This is a genomic window from Methylobacterium sp. P5_C11, assembly GCF_054049775.1.
On the sequence record NZ_JBFULS010000029.1, the window covers coordinates 1 to 20,735 of the forward strand.

Annotated in this window: 18 protein-coding genes and 2 pseudogenes; 9 read left to right on the forward strand and 11 right to left on the reverse strand. The window is 72.4% G+C overall.

The annotated features are described in order from the left end of the window. Nucleotides 1-1,806: pseudogene (locus ACXJKQ_RS16145) on the reverse strand (hypothetical protein); the annotation flags it as partial. A 1,002-nt stretch (nt 1,807-2,808) separates the two neighbouring features. Between ACXJKQ_RS16145 and ACXJKQ_RS16150 the strand changes: the two are divergent. Continuing rightward, complete coding sequence (locus ACXJKQ_RS16150; protein ID WP_457106748.1) at nt 2,809-2,952, forward strand: hypothetical protein; 144 nt, start codon at nt 2,809-2,811, stop codon at nt 2,950-2,952. Between the two features lie 34 nt (nt 2,953-2,986). On the opposite strand, the gene ACXJKQ_RS16155 is transcribed toward ACXJKQ_RS16150, so the two are convergent. The 6 genes from ACXJKQ_RS16155 to ACXJKQ_RS16180 form a co-directional block, all read right to left on the reverse strand. Continuing rightward, nucleotides 2,987-4,984 carry a HAMP domain-containing methyl-accepting chemotaxis protein gene (locus tag ACXJKQ_RS16155; protein ID WP_457106749.1) on the reverse strand — a complete coding sequence of 666 codons (1,998 nt, stop codon included), beginning with the start codon at nt 4,982-4,984 and terminating at the stop codon, nt 2,987-2,989. Nucleotides 4,985-5,200: 216 nt separating this feature from the next. Next, on the reverse strand, nt 5,201-8,446 hold the full coding sequence (locus tag ACXJKQ_RS16160) for an efflux RND transporter permease subunit (protein WP_457106750.1): 3,246 nt from the start codon (nt 8,444-8,446) through the stop codon (nt 5,201-5,203). 10 nt (nt 8,447-8,456) lie between these two features. Continuing rightward, a complete protein-coding gene (locus tag ACXJKQ_RS16165; protein ID WP_457106751.1) occupies nt 8,457-9,764 on the reverse strand; it encodes an efflux RND transporter periplasmic adaptor subunit in 1,308 nt (435 codons plus the stop codon). A 134-nt stretch (nt 9,765-9,898) separates the two neighbouring features. Further along, on the reverse strand, nt 9,899-10,270 hold the full coding sequence (locus tag ACXJKQ_RS16170) for a hypothetical protein (RefSeq protein ID WP_457106752.1): 372 nt from the start codon (nt 10,268-10,270) through the stop codon (nt 9,899-9,901). A 57-nt stretch (nt 10,271-10,327) separates the two neighbouring features. After that, nucleotides 10,328-11,407: an AraC-like ligand-binding domain-containing protein gene (locus ACXJKQ_RS16175; RefSeq protein ID WP_457106753.1), complete on the reverse strand. Its 1,080-nt coding sequence runs from the start codon at nt 11,405-11,407 to the stop codon at nt 10,328-10,330. Between the two features lie 250 nt (nt 11,408-11,657). After that, entirely contained in the window at nt 11,658-11,837 is a 180-nt protein-coding gene (locus ACXJKQ_RS16180) for a hypothetical protein (RefSeq protein WP_457106754.1), read from the reverse strand. Between the two features lie 384 nt (nt 11,838-12,221). On the opposite strand from ACXJKQ_RS16180, the gene ACXJKQ_RS16185 reads away from it, so the two are divergent. From ACXJKQ_RS16185 to ACXJKQ_RS16200, 4 genes are all read left to right on the forward strand, one after another. Then, nucleotides 12,222-12,398: a hypothetical protein gene (locus ACXJKQ_RS16185; RefSeq protein ID WP_457106755.1), complete on the forward strand. Its 177-nt coding sequence runs from the start codon at nt 12,222-12,224 to the stop codon at nt 12,396-12,398. A gap of 36 nt (nt 12,399-12,434) precedes the next feature. Continuing rightward, entirely contained in the window at nt 12,435-12,677 is a 243-nt protein-coding gene (locus tag ACXJKQ_RS16190) for a hypothetical protein (RefSeq protein ID WP_457106756.1), read from the forward strand. A gap of 149 nt (nt 12,678-12,826) precedes the next feature. Next, a complete protein-coding gene (locus ACXJKQ_RS16195; protein ID WP_457106757.1) occupies nt 12,827-13,192 on the forward strand; it encodes an energy transducer TonB in 366 nt (121 codons plus the stop codon). 391 nt (nt 13,193-13,583) lie between these two features. Continuing rightward, nucleotides 13,584-13,841: a hypothetical protein gene (locus ACXJKQ_RS16200; protein ID WP_457106758.1), complete on the forward strand. Its 258-nt coding sequence runs from the start codon at nt 13,584-13,586 to the stop codon at nt 13,839-13,841. Between the two features lie 20 nt (nt 13,842-13,861). Here the strand turns inward: ACXJKQ_RS16200 and ACXJKQ_RS16205 are convergent, their stop codons facing one another. After that, a complete protein-coding gene (locus tag ACXJKQ_RS16205; protein ID WP_457106759.1) occupies nt 13,862-14,041 on the reverse strand; it encodes a hypothetical protein in 180 nt (59 codons plus the stop codon). A 107-nt stretch (nt 14,042-14,148) separates the two neighbouring features. Beyond that, nucleotides 14,149-14,631 (reverse strand): DUF2721 domain-containing protein, encoded by a 483-nt coding sequence (locus tag ACXJKQ_RS16210; RefSeq protein ID WP_457106760.1) that lies wholly within the window; start codon nt 14,629-14,631, stop codon nt 14,149-14,151. 987 nt (nt 14,632-15,618) lie between these two features. Here ACXJKQ_RS16210 and ACXJKQ_RS16215 point away from each other — a divergent pair. Then, nucleotides 15,619-16,449: an outer membrane protein gene (locus ACXJKQ_RS16215; protein WP_457106761.1), complete on the forward strand. Its 831-nt coding sequence runs from the start codon at nt 15,619-15,621 to the stop codon at nt 16,447-16,449. A 205-nt stretch (nt 16,450-16,654) separates the two neighbouring features. On the opposite strand, the pseudogene ACXJKQ_RS16220 reads toward ACXJKQ_RS16215, so the two are convergent. Continuing rightward, a pseudogene (locus ACXJKQ_RS16220) lies at nt 16,655-17,188 on the reverse strand (hypothetical protein). A 236-nt stretch (nt 17,189-17,424) separates the two neighbouring features. On the opposite strand from ACXJKQ_RS16220, the gene ACXJKQ_RS16225 reads away from it, so the two are divergent. Continuing rightward, on the forward strand, nt 17,425-17,694 hold the full coding sequence (locus tag ACXJKQ_RS16225; protein WP_457106762.1) for a GCG_CRPN prefix-to-repeats domain-containing protein: 270 nt from the start codon (nt 17,425-17,427) through the stop codon (nt 17,692-17,694). A gap of 165 nt (nt 17,695-17,859) precedes the next feature. Next, entirely contained in the window at nt 17,860-18,087 is a 228-nt protein-coding gene (locus tag ACXJKQ_RS16230) for a DUF1127 domain-containing protein (RefSeq protein WP_457106763.1), read from the forward strand. A gap of 25 nt (nt 18,088-18,112) precedes the next feature. Here the strand turns inward: ACXJKQ_RS16230 and ACXJKQ_RS16235 are convergent, their stop codons facing one another. Further along, nucleotides 18,113-19,132 carry a zinc-dependent alcohol dehydrogenase family protein gene (locus ACXJKQ_RS16235; protein WP_457106764.1) on the reverse strand — a complete coding sequence of 340 codons (1,020 nt, stop codon included), beginning with the start codon at nt 19,130-19,132 and terminating at the stop codon, nt 18,113-18,115. Nucleotides 19,133-19,320: 188 nt separating this feature from the next. Between ACXJKQ_RS16235 and serA the strand changes: the two genes are divergently transcribed. Then, nucleotides 19,321-20,544, forward strand: coding sequence for a phosphoglycerate dehydrogenase (gene serA, locus ACXJKQ_RS16240; protein WP_457106765.1), 1,224 nt, complete (start codon nt 19,321-19,323; stop codon nt 20,542-20,544). Nucleotides 20,545-20,735: the final 191 nt, after the last annotated feature.

Sequence of the window (20,735 nt, forward strand, 5' to 3'; positions counted from 1 at the left end):
CAGCCACGCCACCAGCCGCGCGACCAGGGGCGCCGCGAGCCCGGGGGGCAGCGCCCGGGCGAGGCCGGGGAGGGCCGCCTGCACGTCCGGCTCCGGACTCGTGAGCAGCGCGGCGGCGAGGTCGGGGTCGGACCAGGCGACCGGCGCCCCGGCCTCGAGGCGCCGCAGGGCCAGCGCCCGCGCCTCCGGCAGGGCCGCGGCCAGCAGCGCCGCCACCAGGCCCGCGAGGTCGGCGGGGTCGGCGATCCCGGCGGCGAGGCGCGCCTGGGCGGTCTGGAAGGCGAAGGTCCGCACGGCGTCGTGCGCCGCCGCCAGGAGGCGCCCGATCGCGGCGGCGTCCAGGGCCGCGCAGGCCCGCGGATCCGCGCGCAGCACCCGCAGGCCCAGCCGCGCCACCGGCTCGACCCTCCCCTCCGCGGCGAGGCGGAGCGCCAGGTCCGGGCGGGCGCTCCAGAGGTCGGGGAAGGCCTCGTCGCGCCGGTCGGGACCGATGGCGCCGGTCTCCAGGAAAGTCAGCGAGCCCGTCCGCGGCCGGGCCTCCGGGGCGTGGCGGTACAGGAGCTGGCTCGCCGTCCAGTTGCGGCCGAGCGGTCCCCGTGCCCGCGCCTGCCGGCCCCAGGTCCCGTCCGGCTTCCGCCCCCAGGCGGTCCAGCGGGTCGGGGGATCGAGATCCTCCGGCCCGAGGGCCAGCAGGAAGCCCGCCGCCAGCGCGGCGAAGGCCGGATCCCCGACGGCGCCGCGCTTGCGCAGGGCGCGCCAGATCCGCCGCTTCATGTAGGCGCGGGTGGCCGTGGACAGGCCGACTCGCGCCTCCGGGCCGTGGCGCGCCGCGTCCACCGCGACGTAGCGCCGGAGGTCGGGGACGTAGGCGTGGCTCCGGCCGGCCCGGTACATCGCCTGCGCGGTCTCGAAGCGCTGGGCGGCGGCGCCGAACAGGGCGGCATCGTCGGCCATCTCGGCGTGCTTGAACAGGCGCCGCAGGCCGATCAGGTAGGGCGGCCGCACCGGCAGACGGGGGAGGGCGGCGCAGAGCGTCGCGTGCAGGCCGGGCGAGGCCTGCGCGAGCCGGCCGAGCGCCACCAGGGCAGGGCCGACCCGGCCCGGATCGTGCCGGGCGAGGCCGTCCAGCGCCCCGCACAGCCCGTCGACGTCGCCGGCCTCGGCCGGCCGGGCGACCATGCCGGGCAGGTCCGGCTCGGCCTCCGGCGGGCTGTAGGCCCCGGTCAGCGGGGCGGCCAGGGCGAAGCGGGCGAGGTCGCGGACCACGCTGCCCGATGCGTCGGCGGCGATCGCCGCCAGGACAGGACCGGCCTCCGCGCCCGCCGCCCGGGCGAGCACCCAGACCAGGGCATAGCTCGCCCGCGCGGGACCGAGAGCCCGCGCCAGGGCGATCAGGTCCGGGGTGGCCGCGGCCAGCCGCAGCTCGCCGATGCGCCAGAGCAGGCGGTCGCGGTCGCGCTCGGGCCAGTTCTGGTGCAGGCAGGCGGAGAGCCGCGCCCGCAGCACCGCCGCGCGTCCGTCGGCCGTCGCCTCGGCGGCGGCCGGCTCCGGGCCGTCGACCCGCCAGTAGCCGCCGTTGATCTTCGACACGACCACGCTGTCGAACACCCGGGCGGCCGCCTCGGCGGTCACGGGCTGGGGCGTCTTGGCGCCCTCGCGCAGGGTCGCGCCGCGCCGGCCGTAGCGCGTGTTCACGAAGTAGCGCTCGGGCGTCCCGAGGGCCTCGTTCTCGATCAGATCGACGTCGTAGACCTTGTCGGAGGTGGCGTCCCGCAGGTGAAGGCGCGCGGAGCGGACGACCCTCATGCCACCCCGTCGGCCTGCGGGCCGCGCACCGTCGGACCGGCCTGCGCGGCCGGGACGGGTCGGACCGGGCAAGCCGGGGGGGCGGGTTGGGGTACGCCTGTGCGGCGATCGACGGATCCGCGCATCCGGGCTCCTCGCGAAACGACCGGGACGGGACGGCCCGCGAATCGCGGCGCCCGATGCCGGGGCAGCCTGCCCCAGGGCGCCGGACAGGGCAACCGCTTCACGGCAGCCGGGATCCGATCGCAGGGCGGCGCCAGAGAGGCCAGCCCCGGGGAAGGGAGCGCCATCGCGGCCGCCGAGCCGGCTCCGTCCGTGTCACCTGCGGCCAGCGGAGCATGCCCTCGCTCGCGCGTCGCCCTCAGCGTCACCAAGAATCGGCGGCCCGGCGCAATCGTCGGACCCGGCCGCGCAGCGGCGAACAGTCCAGATCAGGTGGATCGCCCGGGATATCCTACATCGAGACCAAGCACAGCATCAGGATCGCCATCTCGAAGACGATCCATCCACCGAAAACGATGATTAGCTCCCAGTCCCGTCTCTCGTTGTTCTTCGTCGAAGCGTACATGCTCGACCTCCCCGCGGAGCCCGACGGTCCGCAAGCGACTTCACTCGGCAGAATGGAATGCAACGCTGATCAATATTCAACCAGAACCGGCGACGGATTGCAATTCCTCACATCGCCGTAGGAGCACGGATAAATCAATACATCGCCGGGGTGATCGCGCGATCGCGCCATCTTCAAGATGGGAATATCGCATCGCAGCAAGTCTTGTCGGACGGCTCCACCCGCCGGCCCCGATCGGGCTCCATCCGTCCGCGTCGTCCCCGGAATGCCCGGCGCGGCGTGCTCCGTGCCGGCTCGCCGTGGGGTCGAACGGGGCTCGGGGGAGCGGTGCAGGGACCGGGGCGGCACGCCGCTCGGGCGCACCCGTCATCCCGCCGTCATCGGGCTGGCCTAGGGCCACCCCTCCCAACCCTGCGACCGGTTGCGTTCACCCGATGGACTGGCTTGACCTGCCCGACGACCTCTACCCCTCGGCGGATTCCGACGCGAGCCGGATGCGGCTGTACATCGCCGCCGGACTGATCGCGATCGGCGCCGTCGGCCTGCTCGGCGGGATGCTGCACATCCTGCCGGCCTGACGGGCCGCGGGATCGTCGCCGACGGCACCCGCCGTCAGGCGACCTGGATGTCGTGCAGGAAGCCGTCCACCTCCCGCTTCACGTTCAGCGACTGGGTCGCCAGGGCAGCCGCCGCGTTCAGCACCTGCGCGGCGGCCGTGCCGGTCTCGCCCGAGGCGGCCAGCACCCACGCCACGTTGGTCGACACCTCCTGCGTGCCCCGCGCCGCCTCGCCGGCATTGCGCGAGATCTCACCCGTGGCCGCCGTCTGCTCGACCACCGTCGCGGCGATCGCGCCGCTGATCTCGTTGATGCCCACGATCGTGCGCGCGATCTGCTGCGTCGCCTCCGCGGCCTGGCCCGTGGCCGCCTGGATCGCGGCGATCTGGCCGCCGATCTCGTCGGTCGCCCGGGCGGTCTGGCTCGCGAGTTCCTTCACCTCGATCGCCACCACGGCGAAGCCCCGGCCCGCCTCCCCGGCGCGGGCCGCCTCGATCGTGGCGTTGAGGGCCAGGAGATTGGTCTGCGCGGCGATCCCCGAGATCGTCGTCACCGCCGCCCCGATCTGATCGGCGGCGGCCCGTAGGCTGGCCATGACGGCATTGGTCGCCTCGGCCTCACGAGCTGCGTGACCGGAGATCTCGGTGGAGCGGACCACTTGCCGTTCGATCTCCTTCAGCGACGCGACCATCTCCTCGGCGGCGGCCGCCACCGTCTGGACATTGGCCGAGGTCTGCTCGGCGGCCGAACTGGAGGCGGCGGCCTGCCCGTTGGTCTTGTCGGCCACATCGGTCATGGCGCGGGCCGTGGCATCGAGTTCGGTGGCCGCCGCGGTGACAACCTCCAGGGACTGGCCGATGCTCCTCTGGAAGGCCTGAACGAGTTGGTCGACCCGGTCGGCTCTGCGCTGGCGGGCCTCCTGCTCGGCGGCCTGGGCCGCCTCCAGCTCGGTGCGGGCGAGGGCGTTCTGACGGAAGACCTCCACCGCCTTGGCCATGGCGCCGATCTCGTCCGCGGCCGCCTGCGCGGGCACGACGACGGCGGTGTCGCCCGCGGCCAGGCACCGCATCACCTCGGTCATGCGGGCGATCGGTCCGATGATGCTGCGGGCGATCGGGAAGGCCAGCCCCCCGCCCAGCACCAGCGCCAGCGCCAGGAGGACGATCTGAACGGTGCGGGCGCTCGCCACGGCGGCCTCCATGGCCCGGGCATTGTCCTGGACCGCGCGGTTGATCAGGTCGCGCGCGGCGTCGCTGCGCCCATCGATCGCGGTCGCATGGCGCTTGATGCCGGTCTCGAACGCCGTCTTCAGACCGTCCAGGGCATTCACGGTCCCCCGGAAGTCATTGCCATAGGCGACCAGACTCTCCGTGACGGCACGGGCCCGGGAGGCGAACGTGGCGCTGCCATCGGCATCCGCGAAAGCCTTCAGGGCGGCTTCGGCCCTCTCCACGTTCTTGGCGAAGGTGGCCGGCCCGTCCGGGTCGAACGTCGCCAGGAACCGCCAGTTGGCGACGCGGACCAGCAATACGGCGCTCTCGACGGTCTGCGCACGGCCGAGCATCGCCTCGTTGGCGCGGGCGCGCACCTCGGCCACCAGGGTGTTGGTTGCGCCGGTGAGGGCGTCTCCCCCGGTGAACAGGCGCTCCCGGGCTCGGGTGAGGGTGGCGCCCGCCGCTTTGAGGCGGTCCAGTTCCGGTTTCAAGGCCTGCGCCGCGTCGCGGATCTCGGCGTACAGCGTGCGGCGCGACTCCGCGGATGCCAATCCGATCAGCGTCTCACCCGTCTCCTCGATTCTGCGGCGCGTCTCCTCAAGGGCGGCGATCCGCTCGGGCGTCGGAGCGAGGCGGTACTGCTCGGCTTGTCCGGCGAGGCGCGGGGCGAGGCTGTTCGCCGTGAAGATCGTCCGCGCGATCAGCTCCAGGCGGCCGCGCTGCGCGTATTGCTCATTGATGATTTTTTGCTGGTAGAGCGAGTACCCGCCAATACAGCCAGAAATCAGAACAAGAAGACCAAACCCCGCGTAGAGTCGCAATCGAATACCTACGCCCATGACCTCACATTCCAATGCCTGCAAATCATTCGATATCGGATATCGTTTCAATCCGAAGAAATGCATGCGATGTCAAGCTTGCGGTCACCTCTTCGGTAGAAAAATGATTCAAATATATTTGCTATATTTAGACCGATCTTGCATTCGACCGGGTCCGGCTCATCCTTGATGCAGGAATTCGATCCGTATCCGCCGTCGATCGATACTTGATGTGAATCAGCACCGCGGCGCCTCCCGGTGCGCCCCGGATCCGGCCCGGGTCGGGGAACCGGAGCCGCCGGCCCGCCCGAACCGCGCGTAGAGCGCCGGCAGCACCACCAGGGTCAGCAGGGTCGCGCTGATCAGGCCGCCGATCACCACGGTGGCCAGCGGCCGCTGCACCTCCGCGCCCGTGCCGGTGGCGAGCGCCATCGGCACGAAGCCCAGGGACGCGACCAGAGCGGTCATCGCCACGGGCCGCAGCCGGGTGAGGGCGCCCGCGCGGATCGCCGCCCGCAGCGGCTGGCCCTCGGCGACGAGCTGCTTGATGAAGGTCAGCATCACGAGGCCGTTCAGGACCGCCACCCCCGAGAGGGCGATGAACCCGACCGCCGCCGGCACCGACAGCGGCATCTCCCGCAGCCACAGGGCGGCGATGCCGCCGGTGAGCGCCAGCGGCACGGCGGAAAACACCAGGAGCGCGTCCCGCGCGCCGCCCAGCGCCGAGGTCAGCAGCAGGAAGATCAGGAAGAAGCAGACCGGCACCACCACGGCGAGGCGCGCCTGAGCCGAGGCGAGGTTCTCGAACTGCCCGCCCCAGGTCAGGAAGGAGCCGGCCGGCAGCGTCACCTGCGCGGCGACCTTGGCCTGCGCCTCCGCCACCAGAGAGCCGATGTCGCGCCCGCGGACATTGGCGGTGACCACCACCCGCCGCCGGCCGTTCTCGCGGCTGATCTGGTTCGGCCCCTCGCTGACCGAGAACTGCGCCACCTGCCGCAGGAGCACGGAGGCGGCCCGGCCGTTCGCCCCCAGGGGGAGCGGGACGGGCAGGTTCTCCAGGGCCTCCCGGTCCTCGCGGACCTGATCGGTCAGGCGCACGACGATCGGCACGCGCCGGTCGCCCTCGAACACGGTCCCGGCGTCCCGGCCGCCCATGGCGGCGCCGATCACGTCCTGGATCGCCCCGGTGCTGAGGCCGAGCCTCGCCGCCTCGGTCCGGTCGATCTTGATTTCGAAGACCGGCAGGCCGGCGATCTGCTCGACCTTCACGTCGTCGGCGCCCTCGATGCCCCGCAGGATCGCGGCGATCCTGTTGGCGGTCTCCAGCATCGGCTCGAAGGCGTCGCCGAACACCTTGACGGCGAGGTCGCCCCGGGTCCCTGCGAGCAGCTCGTTGAAGCGCAGCTGGATCGGCTGGGAGAACTCGTAGACGTTGCCGGCGAGCTCGCTCAAGGACGCCTCGATCCGCTCCTGCAGCGCGGCCTTCGACAGGCCCGGGTCGGGCCAGTCCGCCTGCGGCTTGAGCATCACGAACGTGTCGGAGGAGTTCGGCGGCATCGGGTCGGTGGCGACCTCGGCGGTGCCGGTCTTCGAGAACACGTAGGCGACCTGCGGGAACTCGGCGATCGCCCGCTCCACCTTGAGCTGCATCGCCTGCGACTGCGTCAGGGAGGTGGACGGGATCCGGGTGGCGTTCAGGGCGATGCTCTTCTCGTCGAGCTGCGGGATGAACTCGGTCCCGAGCCGGGCGGCGAGCAGGCCGGCCCCCGCGACGAGGAGGAGCGCCGCCCCGACGAACGGGGTGGGCGCCCGGATCGCCGCGGCGAGGACCGGCCGGTAGAGCGCCTTCAGGCCGCGCATCAGCGGGTTGTCGGCCTCGGTGACGCGGCCGGTGAGGGCGATGGCGATCAGGGCCGGGACGAAGGTCAGCGACAGCACGAAGGCCGCGGCGAGAGCCAGGATGACGGTCAGCGCCATCGGCTGGAACATCTTGCCCTCGACTCCCGTGAAGGTCAGGAGCGGCACGTAGACCAGGATGATGATCGTCTGCCCGTAGAGGGACGGCTTGATCATCTCCTCGGCCGAGGCCCGCACCGTCTCCAGGCGCTCCTCCAGGTCGAGGGCGCGCCCGAGGGCGTGCTGGCGCTCGGCGAGGTGGCGGAGCGCGTTCTCGGTGATGATCACCGCCCCGTCGACGATGAGCCCGAAATCGAGCGCCCCGAGGCTCATGAGGTTGGCCGAGATCCTGCCCTCGACCATCCCGGTCACGGTCATCAGCATGGCGATCGGGATGACCAGCGCGGCGATGAGGGCCGCCCGGATGTTGCCGAGCAGCAGGACCAGGACGACGATCACGAGGGCCGCGCCCTCGGCGAGGTTCCTGGCCACCGTCCGGATCGTGGCGTCGACCAGCTGCGTCCGGTCGAGGACCGTCTGGACCACGATGCCGGGGGGCAGGGCGCGCCGGATCTGGTCCAGGCGCGCGCCGACGGCCGTCGCCACCGTGCGGCTGTTCTCGCCGATCCGCATCAGGGCGGTGCCGATGACGGTCTCCCGCCCGTCCTCGCTGGCCGAGCCGGTGCGCAGGTCGCGCCCGATCCGCACCGCCGCGACGTCGCGGATCCGCACCGGCACGCCGCCGCGGCTGGCCACCACCACGTCGGCGATCGCCTCGGGGCTCTCGAGGCGGCCGGCCGCGCGCACCACGTAGCTCTCGCCGTTATCCTCCAAGTAGCGGGCGCCCTGGTTGGCGTTGTTGGCCTGGAGCGCCCGGGCGACGTCCGCGAAGGACAGGTCGAGGGCGGTGAGCTTCGTCGGGTCGGGCTGGACGTGGTACTGCTTCTCGAAGCCGCCGATCCCGTCGACGCCGGCGACGCCGGGAACGGACTTGATCTGCGGCCGGATGATCCAGTCCTGGACCGTGCGCAGGTAGGCGACCTGCTCCAGCTCCGATCCGAGGGTCTGGCCCTCCGGGGTGCGGTAGCTGCCGTCCGGCTGCCAGCCCGGCTGTCCCGCCGGCACGACCGTGCGCTCCGCCGGCGGCGCGTACCGGACCGACCACATGGTGATCTCGCCGAGGCCCGTGGAGATCGGACCCATCCGCGGCTCGACCCCGGAGGGCAGGTCCTCCCGCGCCTGGGCGAGGCGCTCGGCGACCTGCTGGCGGGCGAAGTAGATGTCGAGGGTCTCGGCGAAGACCGCGGTGACCTGCGAGAAGCCGTTGCGCGACAGCGAGCGGGTGTACTCGAGGCCCTTGATGCCGGCGAGGGCCGTCTCCACCGGGTAGGTGACCTGGCGCTCGACGTCGGCCGGCGACAGGGACGGCGCCAAGGTGTTGATCTGCACTTGGTTGTTGGTGATGTCGGGCACCGCGTCGATGGGGAGCCGCGTGAGCGCGGCGGCGCCGAAGCCCGACGCCAGCAGCACGAGGAGCAGCACCAGCCAGCGCTGGCGGACCGAGACGGCGAGGATGCGGCTGATCATGGCGCGATCCTCAGTGGTCGTGGTCGGCGTCGGCCTTGCCGAGCTCGGCCTTCAGCAGGAAGGTGTTGCCGACCGCGATCTCGGCGCCGGCCTCGAGCCCGGCGGTGACCTCGTGGGATTCGTCGTCGGACCGGCCGAGGGTGACCGGCCGCGTCTCGAACCCGTCCGGATTGCGCACGAAGACGACGCTCCGGCCCTCGATCGTCTGGACGGCCGCCTTGGGGATCCGGACCGGGACCACGTCCTGCGCGATCTCGACTTCGGCGGTGACGAAGGTGCCGGGCCGCCACGCGAGGTCGGGGTTCGGCAGGGCGACGATCACCCGGGCCGAGCGCGTGTCGGCGTTGAGGAAGGGGCTCACGAAGATCACCCGCCCCTCCGCGCGGTTCTCGGCATCGCCCGACCGGGCGGGCGTGACCGTCACGCGGGCGCCCTCCCGCACCTGGGCGAGGTCGAGGGTCGGCACCGACAGCTCGATCCAGACCGTCGAGAGGTCCGCCACCGTGTAGAGGTCCGCCGGATCGCCCTCCTTGCCGACCGCCGTGCCGACATCGACCTTGCGCTCGACGATCCGGCCGGCGAGGGGCGTGCGCAGGGGGTAGCGGCGCAGGGTCGACTGGTTGGGGGTCGCCTCGTCGCGCTTCTGGGCGGCGGCCACCTCGGCGGCGTCGAGACCGAGCGCCGAGAGCTTCTGGCGGGCGAGGTCGACACGGAGCCGGTTTTCCAGGTAGGCGGCGCGCGCGGTCTCGAAGGCGGCCTCCGAGGCGCTGCGCGAGGCGAGCAGCTTCTGCTGGCGCTCGAAGTTGATCGTCTGCAGCTCGGCCTGGACCTGGGCGGTGAGGTACTCGCTCTTGGCGTCGGCGACCTCGCGGCTGTCGAGGATGGCGACGACTTCGTCCTTCTGCACGGTGTCGCCCAGGCGCTTGCGCATCTCCGCCACGGTCCCGACCACCCGGGCCGGGACGCGGGCGATCCGGTCGGTGTCGGGGGTGATGGTGCCGGGCACGAGGAGGTGGCGCGCCAGCGTGCCGCCTGCGACGCGCCGGGTGGTGATGTCCTGGCCCGTCACTCGGTCGGGCCGCATCCGGATCGTCGGCTCCGCGTGGGCCTCGCCGTCACCGGGGGCGTGTTCGCCGTGCGCGTGATCGTCCGACGCCGTAGGCCGGGTCCGAACCCGATCCCGGCCTTCCCCGGCCGCGGGAGGTCGGGTGAGGCCGACGCTGGCGAGGGTCTGCCGGAGGAGATCGGGCAGGGCGGGAACGGCGGCGCCGAGGGCGATGCCGGCGGCCAGAAGGGCCGCGGACAGGAGGATGCGCATGGGAAAGCTGCTCGGCCGGGACGGCGGGCGGCCGCGCGCGGCGGTCCCGGAGGGTCCCGTTCAGGTGTCGCGTGAGGGCGAACCCGGAGCCGGTCCGGCATCCGGGCGGGACGCCGCCCGCGGGCAGCGTCGGCTCACGCGCGGGGAGGCCGCGGCAGCCGGTCGGGACTGACGGAGGGGCGGCCCTGGGCGAGGGCGCCTGGCAGGGGCCGGCCCGGGACGGCCGGGGGCGCGACATCGGTCGCCTCCAGCCGGGCGGCCTGATGGCAGCCGCAATGGCGGTGCTCGCCGAGGCCGGGATCGGCATCCGTGGACGCAGCCGCCGCGTCGAGGACCGGTCCCTCGCTGCGGCTGTGATGCCCGCCCCCATGGAAGGCGAGGTCCGCCGCGAGGCCGACGCCGGGCGCGGCGACGGTCAGCGTTAGGACGAGCGCCAGCAGGGCCGCCACGAACGCCCGCCAGCCGCGCACCCCGGCCGGGCGCCTATGCCGAACCCCGAAGGTCATCGCGGCCCTTATGGGCCATCCGGGGCCGAGGGCACAAGCTCCGCAGGCCGAGCCCGCTCAGGCCGCCAGCTTCAGAACCCAGTCGTAGAAGTCCGCCCAGGTCTCGGTCCGCGCCGGCGGCACCGCCGCAGACCCGGCCTCGGCGGACCCGACCTCGGCAGACCCAACCTCGGCAGACTTGGCCGCCTCGGCCTGGGCGCGGACGTCCCGGGGGGCACAGCCGAACTCGGCGCGGAAGGCCTGGGTGAAATGCGCGGGACTTTCGAACCGCCAGCGATACGCCACGTCCGCGATGCGGGCGAAGCGCCCGTCCCCCGTGGCGAGGTCGCGGTAGGCGCGCGCGAGCCGGCGTTGGCGGATGTAGCCGGATACGCCGCCGAGGGGGACGAACAGCCGGTACAGGGCACTGCGCGAGACGCCGAAACGGCGCCCGATCGTCTCGGCACTCAGGTCCGAGGCGGACAGCTCGGCCTCGATGAACCGCCGGATGGCGAGGAGGAGGGGTGCCCGCTCGGGCAACTGGCCGCCGCGCTCCTCGTCCCGCGGCAGGCCCAGGGCCGCGGCGCCGAGCAGCGCCGCCGTGGCCTCGGCCGCCGCAGCGGCCTCCGGATCCGAGAACCCGGTCGCGTGCGCGCTGAGGGAGCGCAGATGGTCGCTGAGCATCCGGCCGAACGGGGTCGCCCCCCGGATCACCGCCCCGTGCAGCGCGTCGAGCGCGCTCTCCCGGCCGCCGAACAGCGGGCGCGGTAGTACCACCGTGACGGCCTCGTAATCCGTCGAGGCCGCGGAGAGCGGGCGCGAGAGGTCGAGGATGCAGATGTCGCCCGGCGCGCAGTCCTGCTCCCAACCGCCGATCGCGATCCTGGATTGCCCGGACACACGCATGTGGGCGACGATGTGGTCCACGCCCATCCGGGCCACCAGGGCGGGCTCGCGCACGAACCGGAGCCCCGAGGCGCGGGCTCTGCAGACGATCGCGGTACCGAGGTGCCGGACCCGGGACTGTCCGCGGAAGTCGGACAGATCCTCTTTGCGGATCGTGAAGTCCCAGAACGGCGCGACCGCATCCCGCCAGTCGTCGGCCTGACGCGGGCCCGGACTCTCACCCGTGAGCTGCAGGATCGGTTTCGGTTGCATCGCCCGTGAACAGTCTCGGGCCGCGCGCAGCGCCGGCCCTGCGCCAGTATGGCGATTCTAGCTGCTTAGAACAGAGGCACGCCGTTCCAATCAGCGGACTCTGGGGCTCACGGCGGACTCGCGCCTCGGATCGTCGCCCTGGGTCGGACGGAGTCCCCATACAGAAAGTCCCGCGGACCGAAGGGCCGCGGGACGGGAAGTAGCACGGTTGTGAGGATCCGGATCTGCGGCCGTTATGGTTAACCGTCGGTTACCGCCCGCTCGGCGCCGCACCGCTGCCGGTGGCGCCGTTGCCGGTGCTGCTGTCGCCGGCCGGGGCACCGGGCGACGAGGTGTTACCGTTGGGCGTGCTCTGCGCGGCGGCCAGCCCGGCGCTGCCGGCGACGAGGGCGAGGGCGAGCAGGGCGGATTGAACGGTTCGGCTGGTCATGGCTCTCCTGAATCCCGATCGGGTTCTCGATGTGCCGGCCCATACCGGCGTTCCTCTGAGAACCGTCGCGGCCCCGGCCTGTTCCCGGCCGGCCAATCCACCGCGGGCTTGGCCGGTCTACGGCAGGACTTAGCCGGCCGGCGGCGAGACTCGGCCGGCCGGCGGCGAGACTCGGCCGGCCGGCGGCAGGACTCGGCCGGCCGGCGGCAAGACTCGGCCGGCCGGCGGCAAGACTCGGCCGGCGGCGAGACTCGGCCGGCGGCGAGACTCGGCCGGCGGCGAGACTCGGCCGGCCGGCGTAAGGGAGGTGAGCCGGCTCCCGTTCTGCGGGGAACTCCCGGACGGCCCCTCAGCTTGTCCGGACATCGAGCCCGGGAGCGTGGCGTGAAGGTGTTCCGGATCACGCAGGTCGCGACGGGGACGATCCTCTGGATCGGTTCGGCGCGGGATTCCCACGCGGCCCTGGACGCGATGGCGCGCGCAGCCGGTTTCCGCGATCGGAGCCGGATCCCGCCCCACCTGCGGGCCGGCGGCCTCCACATCGAGGGCGTGGAGGCCTGAGTCCCGCCGCGCCCGCCGACGCCTCGGAGGAGGACCATGACCAAGCTGTTCATCGCGCAGGTGCGGGACGCCGCAGGCGAGCGTCCCCTCGTGACGGTTCGGGCCGAAGCCGAAGGCGAGGCGCGCCTGTTCCTGACGGCGGCCTATCCAGAGGCCGAGATCGCCCACGTCGCCGAACCCGGCGAGTGGACGAGCAGCGCCGATACCGGATCCCGGGCCGGCGACATCCGCGAGCATCCCGGCGTCACGTGGCAGCCTCCCTCGCGCCTTGGGGGTTGAGCCTTGGGGGCTGAGCCCCTTTCGCCCGGACCGGCCGCCGCGGTCCGGCACGCACCGGGTGGAACCGGGCGTTTGCCGACACGGGCGATTGCCGACAATTGGAGTGATGCCCTTCACGCGCCCTCAGGGCCGCGCACCGAGAGTGCGGCATGAGTTCCGGCGATCCGACACCCCGCCTGTTCGCGGCCGCAGCCTCCCTCACCGGCACCGGGATCCTGATGTGCCGGACCGAACCGTCCTGGGACGGGATCCTGATCGGCCTGCTCTGCCTCGGCCTCTGGGCGCTCGGCACCTTCGCGGCGCGGCCGATGCGCCCCACCGTGCCCGCTCCGCCCCGTCGTCGGCCGATCGTGCTGGAGGCGGTGGTGGTCGAGACACCCCGGTACCCGCTGGAATTGCTGCCCGCGCCCCGGCCGGCGGCCGGGAGAAGCGGCGGGGCACCCCCCTCCCGCCTGCCGGACGTGCCGACGCATCGGCAGCGCGTAATCGAGCGCTACACGCGCCAGCGCCGCTAGGGCATCGATCCGAACGCAACCGTCCGCGCTGTCTGGAGAAGTGAGGCCTCCACAAAGGCCTCGGGCTCAGGCGCAGGGACGACGTGGCCGCCTCTGAGCCCGAGGGCGCGACAGCTCCCGCACCGCCTGGCCCCTCCGCGCGGCCTGCCGCCGATCCGGGGCTCGGCGTGGCCGTCCCGGGCGCGGGCTCCGGCCGCCGCGATCGCCGACCCGCACCGAGACCGTCCGCGGACCCGATGAATCTGGTATGGAGCACGGTCGAAGCGTCGAACCGAGGAGGGGTGAATGGACCGCGGCATCCCCGCCATCCGGATCGGCACACAGCCAGCGCCCAGGGTTCCGCTCCGAGGCCCCGGCGCCGCGCCGAACCCCGACAGGCCGGGAGATCAGCATGGCCCCGCCTGAGACCCCGGTGTGCTACCGGCTGCAATGCATCGTCCACCGGGAAAGCGCCGGCGGCATCATCATCCACGACGAGACGCTTCCCGGCCTCACCGAGGCGGCGGCGGTCGCCGCCGCGAAGGCGCGATTCGCCCAGCTGCGCGCCAACCGGTCGGGCTCGGCGGCCCTGCGGGATCCGGCCGGCCGGGTCGTCTGGTCCGCGCGGCAGAACACACCGCCCCCCAGCGCGCCGGCCGATCCGCCTTAGAGCCCCCCGAACGGGAGCGGTCATGTAAGGTGCTGCGGCTCCAGATCGATCACCGGTCCGCCCACGTCGAAGAAGTCATCCTCGAACGGGAGCGCCGAATCCGGCTCGTCGGCGTCCCGCCGGCCGAGCGGCAGGAGCGCGGACAGGATTCCGAGGCAGAGCGCGCCGGCAACGCAGGCAACCAGGATCGCGATGCTCATGACGGGACCCTTGGGCGCGGCGTGCGGCGGCCGCATCAGGCACCGACAAGGTTAAGGCCCGGTTCCCGCCCACCGCACTCGGAATCGCCCCCGCCGGCGGCGTGCCCTCACCGCCGCGCGGGCTCCTTGTCCTGCTGCCGGTCGACCTCGTCGCGCAGGCCGTGGCCGGCCATGAGGATCTCGGCCATGAAGGCCCCGATGGCCGCCACGGTGCAGACCAGCGCCGCCCCGAAGCAGGCGAACAGGATCGAGGCGGTCGCCGCGTCGCGCAGTGCCCCGACGAACAGGGTCAGCACCGCCAGGCCGATCAGGCCGCCGCCCAGCGAGGCCAGGACCACGGCCACGTCCAGCACGAAAGAGCGGCGCCGCAGGAAGGTCAGGCGGCGGGCGAAGCGGGCCGCCTCGCCCGCCGTCCCCCTGGCGGACTCCGCCGTGAGGCTGTCGACCTTGTCGGAGATCCGGCCGAGGCGGGTGGAGAACACGTTCAGCAGCGTTGCCAGTGCCGAGAGCAGGAACGCCGGCGCGAGCGCCACCTGAATGATGTGCGCGATGCTGTCGGGCTCGGTCGAGCTGATGGAGAATCCGAACATCGGCACCTACGCCCGGGGCCCCGTCGCGTCCGGACGGCGGCCGACCCCGTCCCGGACGGAGGCGGGGGCGCGCGAAGGCCTCGAGCCCGGTCCGGTCAGCACGGGAGATCCCCGGCCCGCCGGTACGGGCGCGCCGCGGGGCGCGGGACCGCACGGTCGGGGGCGGACGCGTCGGCCCCGTGCGCCTGCGTCCCGGGGGCCGGCCTCTCCGGCAGGGCAACGGGGTCCATGTGCGTCTCCTGAAATCCCCACGATGACGTGGCCGGCACATAGGGCCGGAGGCGGGCCGGGACAGGCGCGGTCGCCATGCCGGCGCGGACGCAGGGCGGCATCTTCTCCACAGGCCTGAGGAATCAGGTCGCCCCGGCTCGCCCGCGACGGGGACGGAGACGGGTGCGAGATCTGCCCTTTCCCCGCGATCGATCCCGCCGCGAGACCACGGCAAGAGTCACGGTCGCGAGTTTAAGACGAGGATCGGATCGGACACTGGTCCGACCGTCCAGACCTGCCGCCGGCAGTCACCAGGTCTGGGCGGCGACTGCGGTCGCCCCGCGGACGACTGGTCCGCTGCCGTCCCGAAGCACCGGAAACCCTGCATGCGGCAGAAAACAGCCGAAGCGACCCACCCCCGGGGGGCGGCCGTAAATTAATGTTAACCGCTTTCAGGGCCGCCGGCGGGCTTGCGGGCCGGCCGCCGGTAGGATCTAGTGACAATCGAAGCTTCCTGGTTGGTCCTGGGAACGTTCACGAACGAACTGACGCCCCGTCCGCACTCGCGCGACGGGGCATTTTGTTTCCGGAAACACTCGGATAGAAATTTTCGTCTGCGCATCGACCGATCAATGCCGTGATGTGCTCCAACGCACCCGACCGTTCCGGCCCGAAAGCCCGATTCCGGGCTGTTGCAGCGCTGCACTATCGCGGGACCGCATCCTGCCGTTCTGTCCGCCTCGCATACATCCCGCACAACGGGAGACAGAGGACCAGATGATCAAGAAGCTTCTTCTCGCGAGCACCGCCACGGCCCTCCTCACCGGCGCCGCTTCGGCCGCCGACCTTCCGCGCCGGGCCGCTCCGCCGCCGGTGTTCACCCCGGTCCCGGTGTTCACCTGGACGGGCGCCTACTTCGGTATCAACGCCGGCTACGCCTTCGACGCCAGCAGCAACAACACCAACAGCTTCGCCGTGCCCGCCCCGTACGGCAACGGCACCACCGCGTTCTTCAACCAGCGCAACCAGGAAGGCTTCTCCGGCGGTGGCCAGATCGGCTACAACTGGCAGCTGACGCCCGGCTCCGGCGTCGTGTTCGGCATCGAGGCCGATGCCCAGTACCTCGACTTCGGCCGCAGCCGGAACAACGCCCTGCTCGTCGGGCCGCTCGCCCCCGGCTACTACGTCACCGACCCGCGCGGCCTCTCCAGCCTCGACTTCTTCGGCACCGTGCGCGGCCGCCTCGGCTACGCCTTCGACCGCGTGCTGTTCTACGGCACCGGCGGCTTCGCCTACGGCTCGGGCAGCGCCGACCGCTCGTTCGGCGGCTATGCCGGCAACGACAGCTTCCGCACCGGCTACGCCGTCGGCGGCGGCATCGAGTACGCCCTGCCCACCGAGTCGTTCCTGAACTTCTTCCGCTCCTCGGCGGTGACGCTCAAGGTCGAAGGCCTGTACGTCAACCTCGACCGCAACACCCGCAACCAGGGTGCGTTCGTCATCAACGCCGCCAACAACTTCCCGGTGGCGTACAACAACATCGGCCGCCGCTCCGACGAGTTCGCCGTCATCCGCGCCGGCCTGAACTACAAGTTCGGCTCGTACTAAGAACCCCGCGCGGTGGCGCCCCCCAGCACCGCGGGGGGCGCCGTCCCGGTAACCGGGACAGGGCGAGGTCCTCTGGACAGACCGCATCCCCTCTCGACCTTGAGCATCCCCAGCCCGATCAAACTGGCCGCTTGAGCCGAGGAGCGTCCCGGGAGTCTCTCCCGGGACGTCTTGCGTCATGGCCGACGCCGGCCCGCGTCACACCTCAGGCGTGGACGGCCTGCGCCAGCTGCGCCTTCGACATCCGCGACCGACCGGGCACGTTCTGCGCGCGGGCCTCGCGCATGAGGGCGGCCTTCGTCGTCCCGGTTTTGCCGCCCGATCTGCCCCTTGTCCGGCCGTCGCCGACGCGCGCCGCGGCGGCCTTCTCGGCGGCGGGCATCGGCTGCTTCGAGAACTGCTTGCCCTTGCGGGTATCGGCCCGCTTCTTGGCCGTGCTGGCGGCGTATTCCGCGTCGGTCAGAGTCTCACGGGCCTTCTTGGGCAGGTAGCGCTCGCCGGTCTTGCCGCTCGCCTGACCCGACTTCGTGCCCCAATCCTCGTCGGTCCATTACCGGAGATGGTTGTCGGGCGTCGTCTTGCCGGCGTAGCCGCCGCCTTCCTTCTTGTACGCGGCGGTCGCCATCTGCGCCTTGCGCGCCGACCACTGGCCCGGCTTGCCGCCCGCGTCGGAATTCGTGACCCGGGTCTTGACCTTGTCCCACAGCGCGGGGTCGGTCTTCTTGGCGGTTCCGGCCATCGTCGCGCCTCACGAAAACGATCTGGCGGACAACACGAGCCCTGCCGCTCCGTTCCTGCGGCGCGTTTCCCTCCGCGCGCCGCAACGGCGACCGCCTCGGCGCCCCGCGGGGAAGCCGGATTGTTTGTTTCTGGACCATAATGGCTGAGGTCAGCCCGCATTCAGGCCCGATGACCATTCTTCCCCCGGTCGCGCCCCCGGGCTGCCCGGCGCGCGACCGAACAGAAGGTCTGAAGATGATGCACGTGAAGATGTACGCGGCCGCCGCGGCCGTCGTCGGCGGCCTCGGCTTGGCCTCCGCCAGCGCGGCGCCCCTGGCGCCCGCCGGAGCCGACACGATCACTGGCCCCTCGGCAGTCAGCACCGTCGCCTTCGGCTGCGGTCCCGGATGGGCGCCCGGCCCGTACGGACGCTGCCGGCCGATCTACCGCCGTCCGCGCTTCTACGGCCCGCGCTGCTTCTTCCGCCCGACCCCCTTCGGTCCGCGGCGGGTCTGCCGCTACTGACGCGTCGGGCCGGCGCCGATCCCGGCGCCGGCCCGTCCGCGCGAGCCAGGACCGATCCCCGGACGACCGATCGTCCGAACAGAGGATGCGGGCACGGGACGAGACAGCGACGTTGAGCCGGTCGTGGAGCAACCACGGCGTCTTCGGCACGACGGAGGTTGAACCGTGATCCTCGCGTTCCTGAAATCCATCCGGAAGAGCCGCGTCGCGGCGCGGAATTTTCGTCTCCTGTCCGCCCTCGACGAGGAGATGCTGAGCGATATCGGGCTCGACCGGCGCACGCTCCGCGCCTTCTGCGAGAATGGCTGCGCGCACCGGCCGGGGCCGCCGCATGAGGCGGAGGCCTACGGGAGGGCCGGGATGCCCGGCGCCCTCCGGATCGCCTTCCGTTGAGCCGCCCCGAGCCCGGCCTGACCGATCAGAGCTCGATGCAGATCTTGCCGAAGTGGCGGTTGCTCTCCTGGTGGCGGAACGCCGCGACGAGGTCGTCGAGGGGGTAGCGGCTGTCGACCACCGGCCGCAGCCCGCAGGCCTCGATCCCGCGGATCATCTCGATCTGGTGGCGCCGGCTGCCGACTAGGACGCCCTGCAGGCGGATCTGGCGCAGCAGCGCCGGCACCAGCGGCAGCTCGCCTGCCAGCCCCGACAGGATGCCGATCACCGAGATGTGGCCGGCGACGCGCACGGCCGCCATGGACTGCGCCAGCGTCGCCGGCCCGCCGACGTCGAGGACGTGATCGACGCCGCGCCCGTCCGTCAGGCGCCGGGCGGTCTCGCCCCAGGCCGGATCGGCGCGGTAGTTGATCAGGTGATCGGCGCCCAGCCCGCGCAGGCGCTCCAGCTTGGCGTCGCTGGAGGAGGTTGCGATCACCATGGCGCCCGCTGCCTTGGCGAATTGCAGGCCGAACAGTGACACGCCGCCCGTGCCCTGCACCAGCACGACGTCGCCGCTCTTCAGGCCGGCATCGGCGTGCAGCGCCCGCCACGCGGTGAGCGCTGCGGTGGTGAGCGTCGCCGCCTCGGCGTGGTCCCAGCCCTTCGGGGCGCGGGTGAAGGCGGTGGCCGGCGCGGTGACCCGCCCGCGCGCATAGCCGTCGACGCCGTCGCCCGGCACGGTGGCGAAACCCTCGACCAGGGGCGTCCCCTCGGTCCAGGTCGGGAAGAACGTGCTGACCACCCGGTCGCCCACGGCGAACTCCGCCGCGCCGGATCCCACGGCCTCGACCTCGCCGGCACCGTCGGACAACGGGACGCGCGGCTCGCTCGGCCCCCAGAGGCCGCTGACAACGGCGTAGTCGTGATAGTTGAGGGAACTCGCCCGCAGGCGGACCGTGATCTCGCCGGGGCTAGGCTCCGGCACCGGCCGCTCGCCGAAGCCGACCTTGTCGAAACCGCCCCCCGGCTGGACGATCACGGCCCGGGCTGTCAATCCGCTCATGGCGCACCTGTCTGTCCGCGGTCATGGCCGCAGGGGCGGGAAACTGGCAGCCCGCGCGGCCGCCGTCGAGGGGTGGGCCGGTGCGCGCCGGCCCGCACAGGCGCACGACCTTGCCGCCGTCCCGCCCCGGCGGCAGGCTGAGGAATCGCAGGCTCGTTCCGAGCAGGACGTTCCGAGGAGGAGAGACCGTGTCGCCCGAGCGCATCGTTTTGGCTGAAAGCATCGCGCCGACAGCATCGAAGGTCTTCGCCCAAGCCGGACTGCGCGACATCCGGCCCGTTCCGCGTGCCATCGAAGCCGACGATGCGCACGACCTCGCCGGCGCCACCGTCCTGGGCATCCGCTCCCGTACGCAGGTCACCGCCGCGCTTCTCGACGCCCTGCCGGACCTGACCGCCATCGGCTGCTTCAGCGTCGGGACCAATCAGGTCGACCTCGAGACGGCGCGCACCCGGGGCCTGCCCGTCTTCAACGCGCCGTTCTCGAACACGCGCAGCGTCGCCGAACTCACGATCGGCGAGATCGTCATGCTGCTCCGGCGCATCGTGCCGCGCTCGGTCTCGGCGCATGCCGGCGGATGGGACAAGTCGGCCTCCGGCGCCTTCGAGGTGCGCGGCAAGACGCTGGGTATCGTCGGCTACGGGAATATCGGCGCGCAGCTCTCGAACCTCGCGGAGGCGATGGGCATGCGCGTGATCTTCTACGATCTCACCGACAAGCTGCGCCACGGCAACACCGAGCCGGCGGAGAGCTTCGAGGTGCTGCTCGCCGTCAGCGACGTGGTCAGCCTGCACGTCCCCGAGACGCCCCTGACACACGCGCTCATGGGTGCGGAGCGGATCCGCGCGATGAAGCCCGGCGCCTACCTGATCAACAACAGCCGCGGCACGGTAGTGGATCTGGACGCCTTGGCGGCGGCCCTGCGCGACGGGCATCTCGCCGGGGCGGCGATCGACGTCTTTCCCGTGGAACCGACGTCCAACGCGGAGCGCTTCGTGTCCCCCCTGCAGGGCCTGCCGAACGTCATCCTCACCCCCCATATCGGCGGCTCGACCGAGGAGGCGCAGGATCGCATCGGCGCGGAGGTGGCCCGCAAGCTGGTCGACTACATCCAGACCGGCTCGACGCTCGGCGCGGTGAACTTCCCGCAGGTGCAGCTGCCGCCGCGCCTGTCCGGCGCGCGCTTCCTCCATGTCCACCGGAACGTGCCCGGCGTGCTCGGCCAGATCAACGCGATCTTCTCGAGCCGGTCGCTCAACATCGACGCGCAGTACCTCCAGACGGACGGCGAGTTCGGCTACGTCGTGGTGGACGCGTCGGTGCCGTCGGGCGAGGCGGAGGGGGTGCTCCGCGCGCTGCGGGCCATCGACGGCACGGTGCGGACGCGCCACCTCCGGCCGGCAGCGGGGTGAGGGTCCCGCCGACCGCTGGCCGGTCGCAGTGCGCCGCTCACGCCCCCCGCAGCGGCTACGATGGTCACACGTCCCGGTTGGCCGCCGACACTGGCGGCGGGACGCACCTTGCCCCCTCTCCCGTGCGGGAGAGGGACCGTGCGCCCAACCTGCGGCCGTTCCGCCGAGCCTGTCGTGTGAACTGGGTTGCC

Bases quoted from the DNA above. Each gene is read 5' to 3' on its own strand.
- ACXJKQ_RS16150 (WP_457106748.1), top strand. From the start codon at position 2,809: ATGGACTGGCTTGACCTGCCCGACGACCTCTACCCCTCGGCGGATTCC.
- ACXJKQ_RS16155 (WP_457106749.1), bottom strand. From the start codon at position 4,984: ATGGGCGTAGGTATTCGATTGCGACTCTACGCGGGGTTTGGTCTTCTT.
- ACXJKQ_RS16160 (WP_457106750.1), bottom strand. From the start codon at position 8,446: ATGATCAGCCGCATCCTCGCCGTCTCGGTCCGCCAGCGCTGGCTGGTG.
- ACXJKQ_RS16165 (WP_457106751.1), bottom strand. From the start codon at position 9,764: ATGCGCATCCTCCTGTCCGCGGCCCTTCTGGCCGCCGGCATCGCCCTC.
- ACXJKQ_RS16170 (WP_457106752.1), bottom strand. From the start codon at position 10,270: ATGACCTTCGGGGTTCGGCATAGGCGCCCGGCCGGGGTGCGCGGCTGG.
- ACXJKQ_RS16175 (WP_457106753.1), bottom strand. From the start codon at position 11,407: ATGCAACCGAAACCGATCCTGCAGCTCACGGGTGAGAGTCCGGGCCCG.
- ACXJKQ_RS16180 (WP_457106754.1), bottom strand. From the start codon at position 11,837: ATGACCAGCCGAACCGTTCAATCCGCCCTGCTCGCCCTCGCCCTCGTC.
- ACXJKQ_RS16190 (WP_457106756.1), top strand. From the start codon at position 12,435: ATGACCAAGCTGTTCATCGCGCAGGTGCGGGACGCCGCAGGCGAGCGT.
- ACXJKQ_RS16195 (WP_457106757.1), top strand. From the start codon at position 12,827: ATGAGTTCCGGCGATCCGACACCCCGCCTGTTCGCGGCCGCAGCCTCC.
- ACXJKQ_RS16200 (WP_457106758.1), top strand. From the start codon at position 13,584: ATGGCCCCGCCTGAGACCCCGGTGTGCTACCGGCTGCAATGCATCGTC.
- ACXJKQ_RS16205 (WP_457106759.1), bottom strand. From the start codon at position 14,041: ATGAGCATCGCGATCCTGGTTGCCTGCGTTGCCGGCGCGCTCTGCCTC.
- ACXJKQ_RS16210 (WP_457106760.1), bottom strand. From the start codon at position 14,631: ATGTTCGGATTCTCCATCAGCTCGACCGAGCCCGACAGCATCGCGCAC.
- ACXJKQ_RS16215 (WP_457106761.1), top strand. From the start codon at position 15,619: ATGATCAAGAAGCTTCTTCTCGCGAGCACCGCCACGGCCCTCCTCACC.
- ACXJKQ_RS16225 (WP_457106762.1), top strand. From the start codon at position 17,425: ATGATGCACGTGAAGATGTACGCGGCCGCCGCGGCCGTCGTCGGCGGC.
- ACXJKQ_RS16235 (WP_457106764.1), bottom strand. From the start codon at position 19,132: ATGAGCGGATTGACAGCCCGGGCCGTGATCGTCCAGCCGGGGGGCGGT.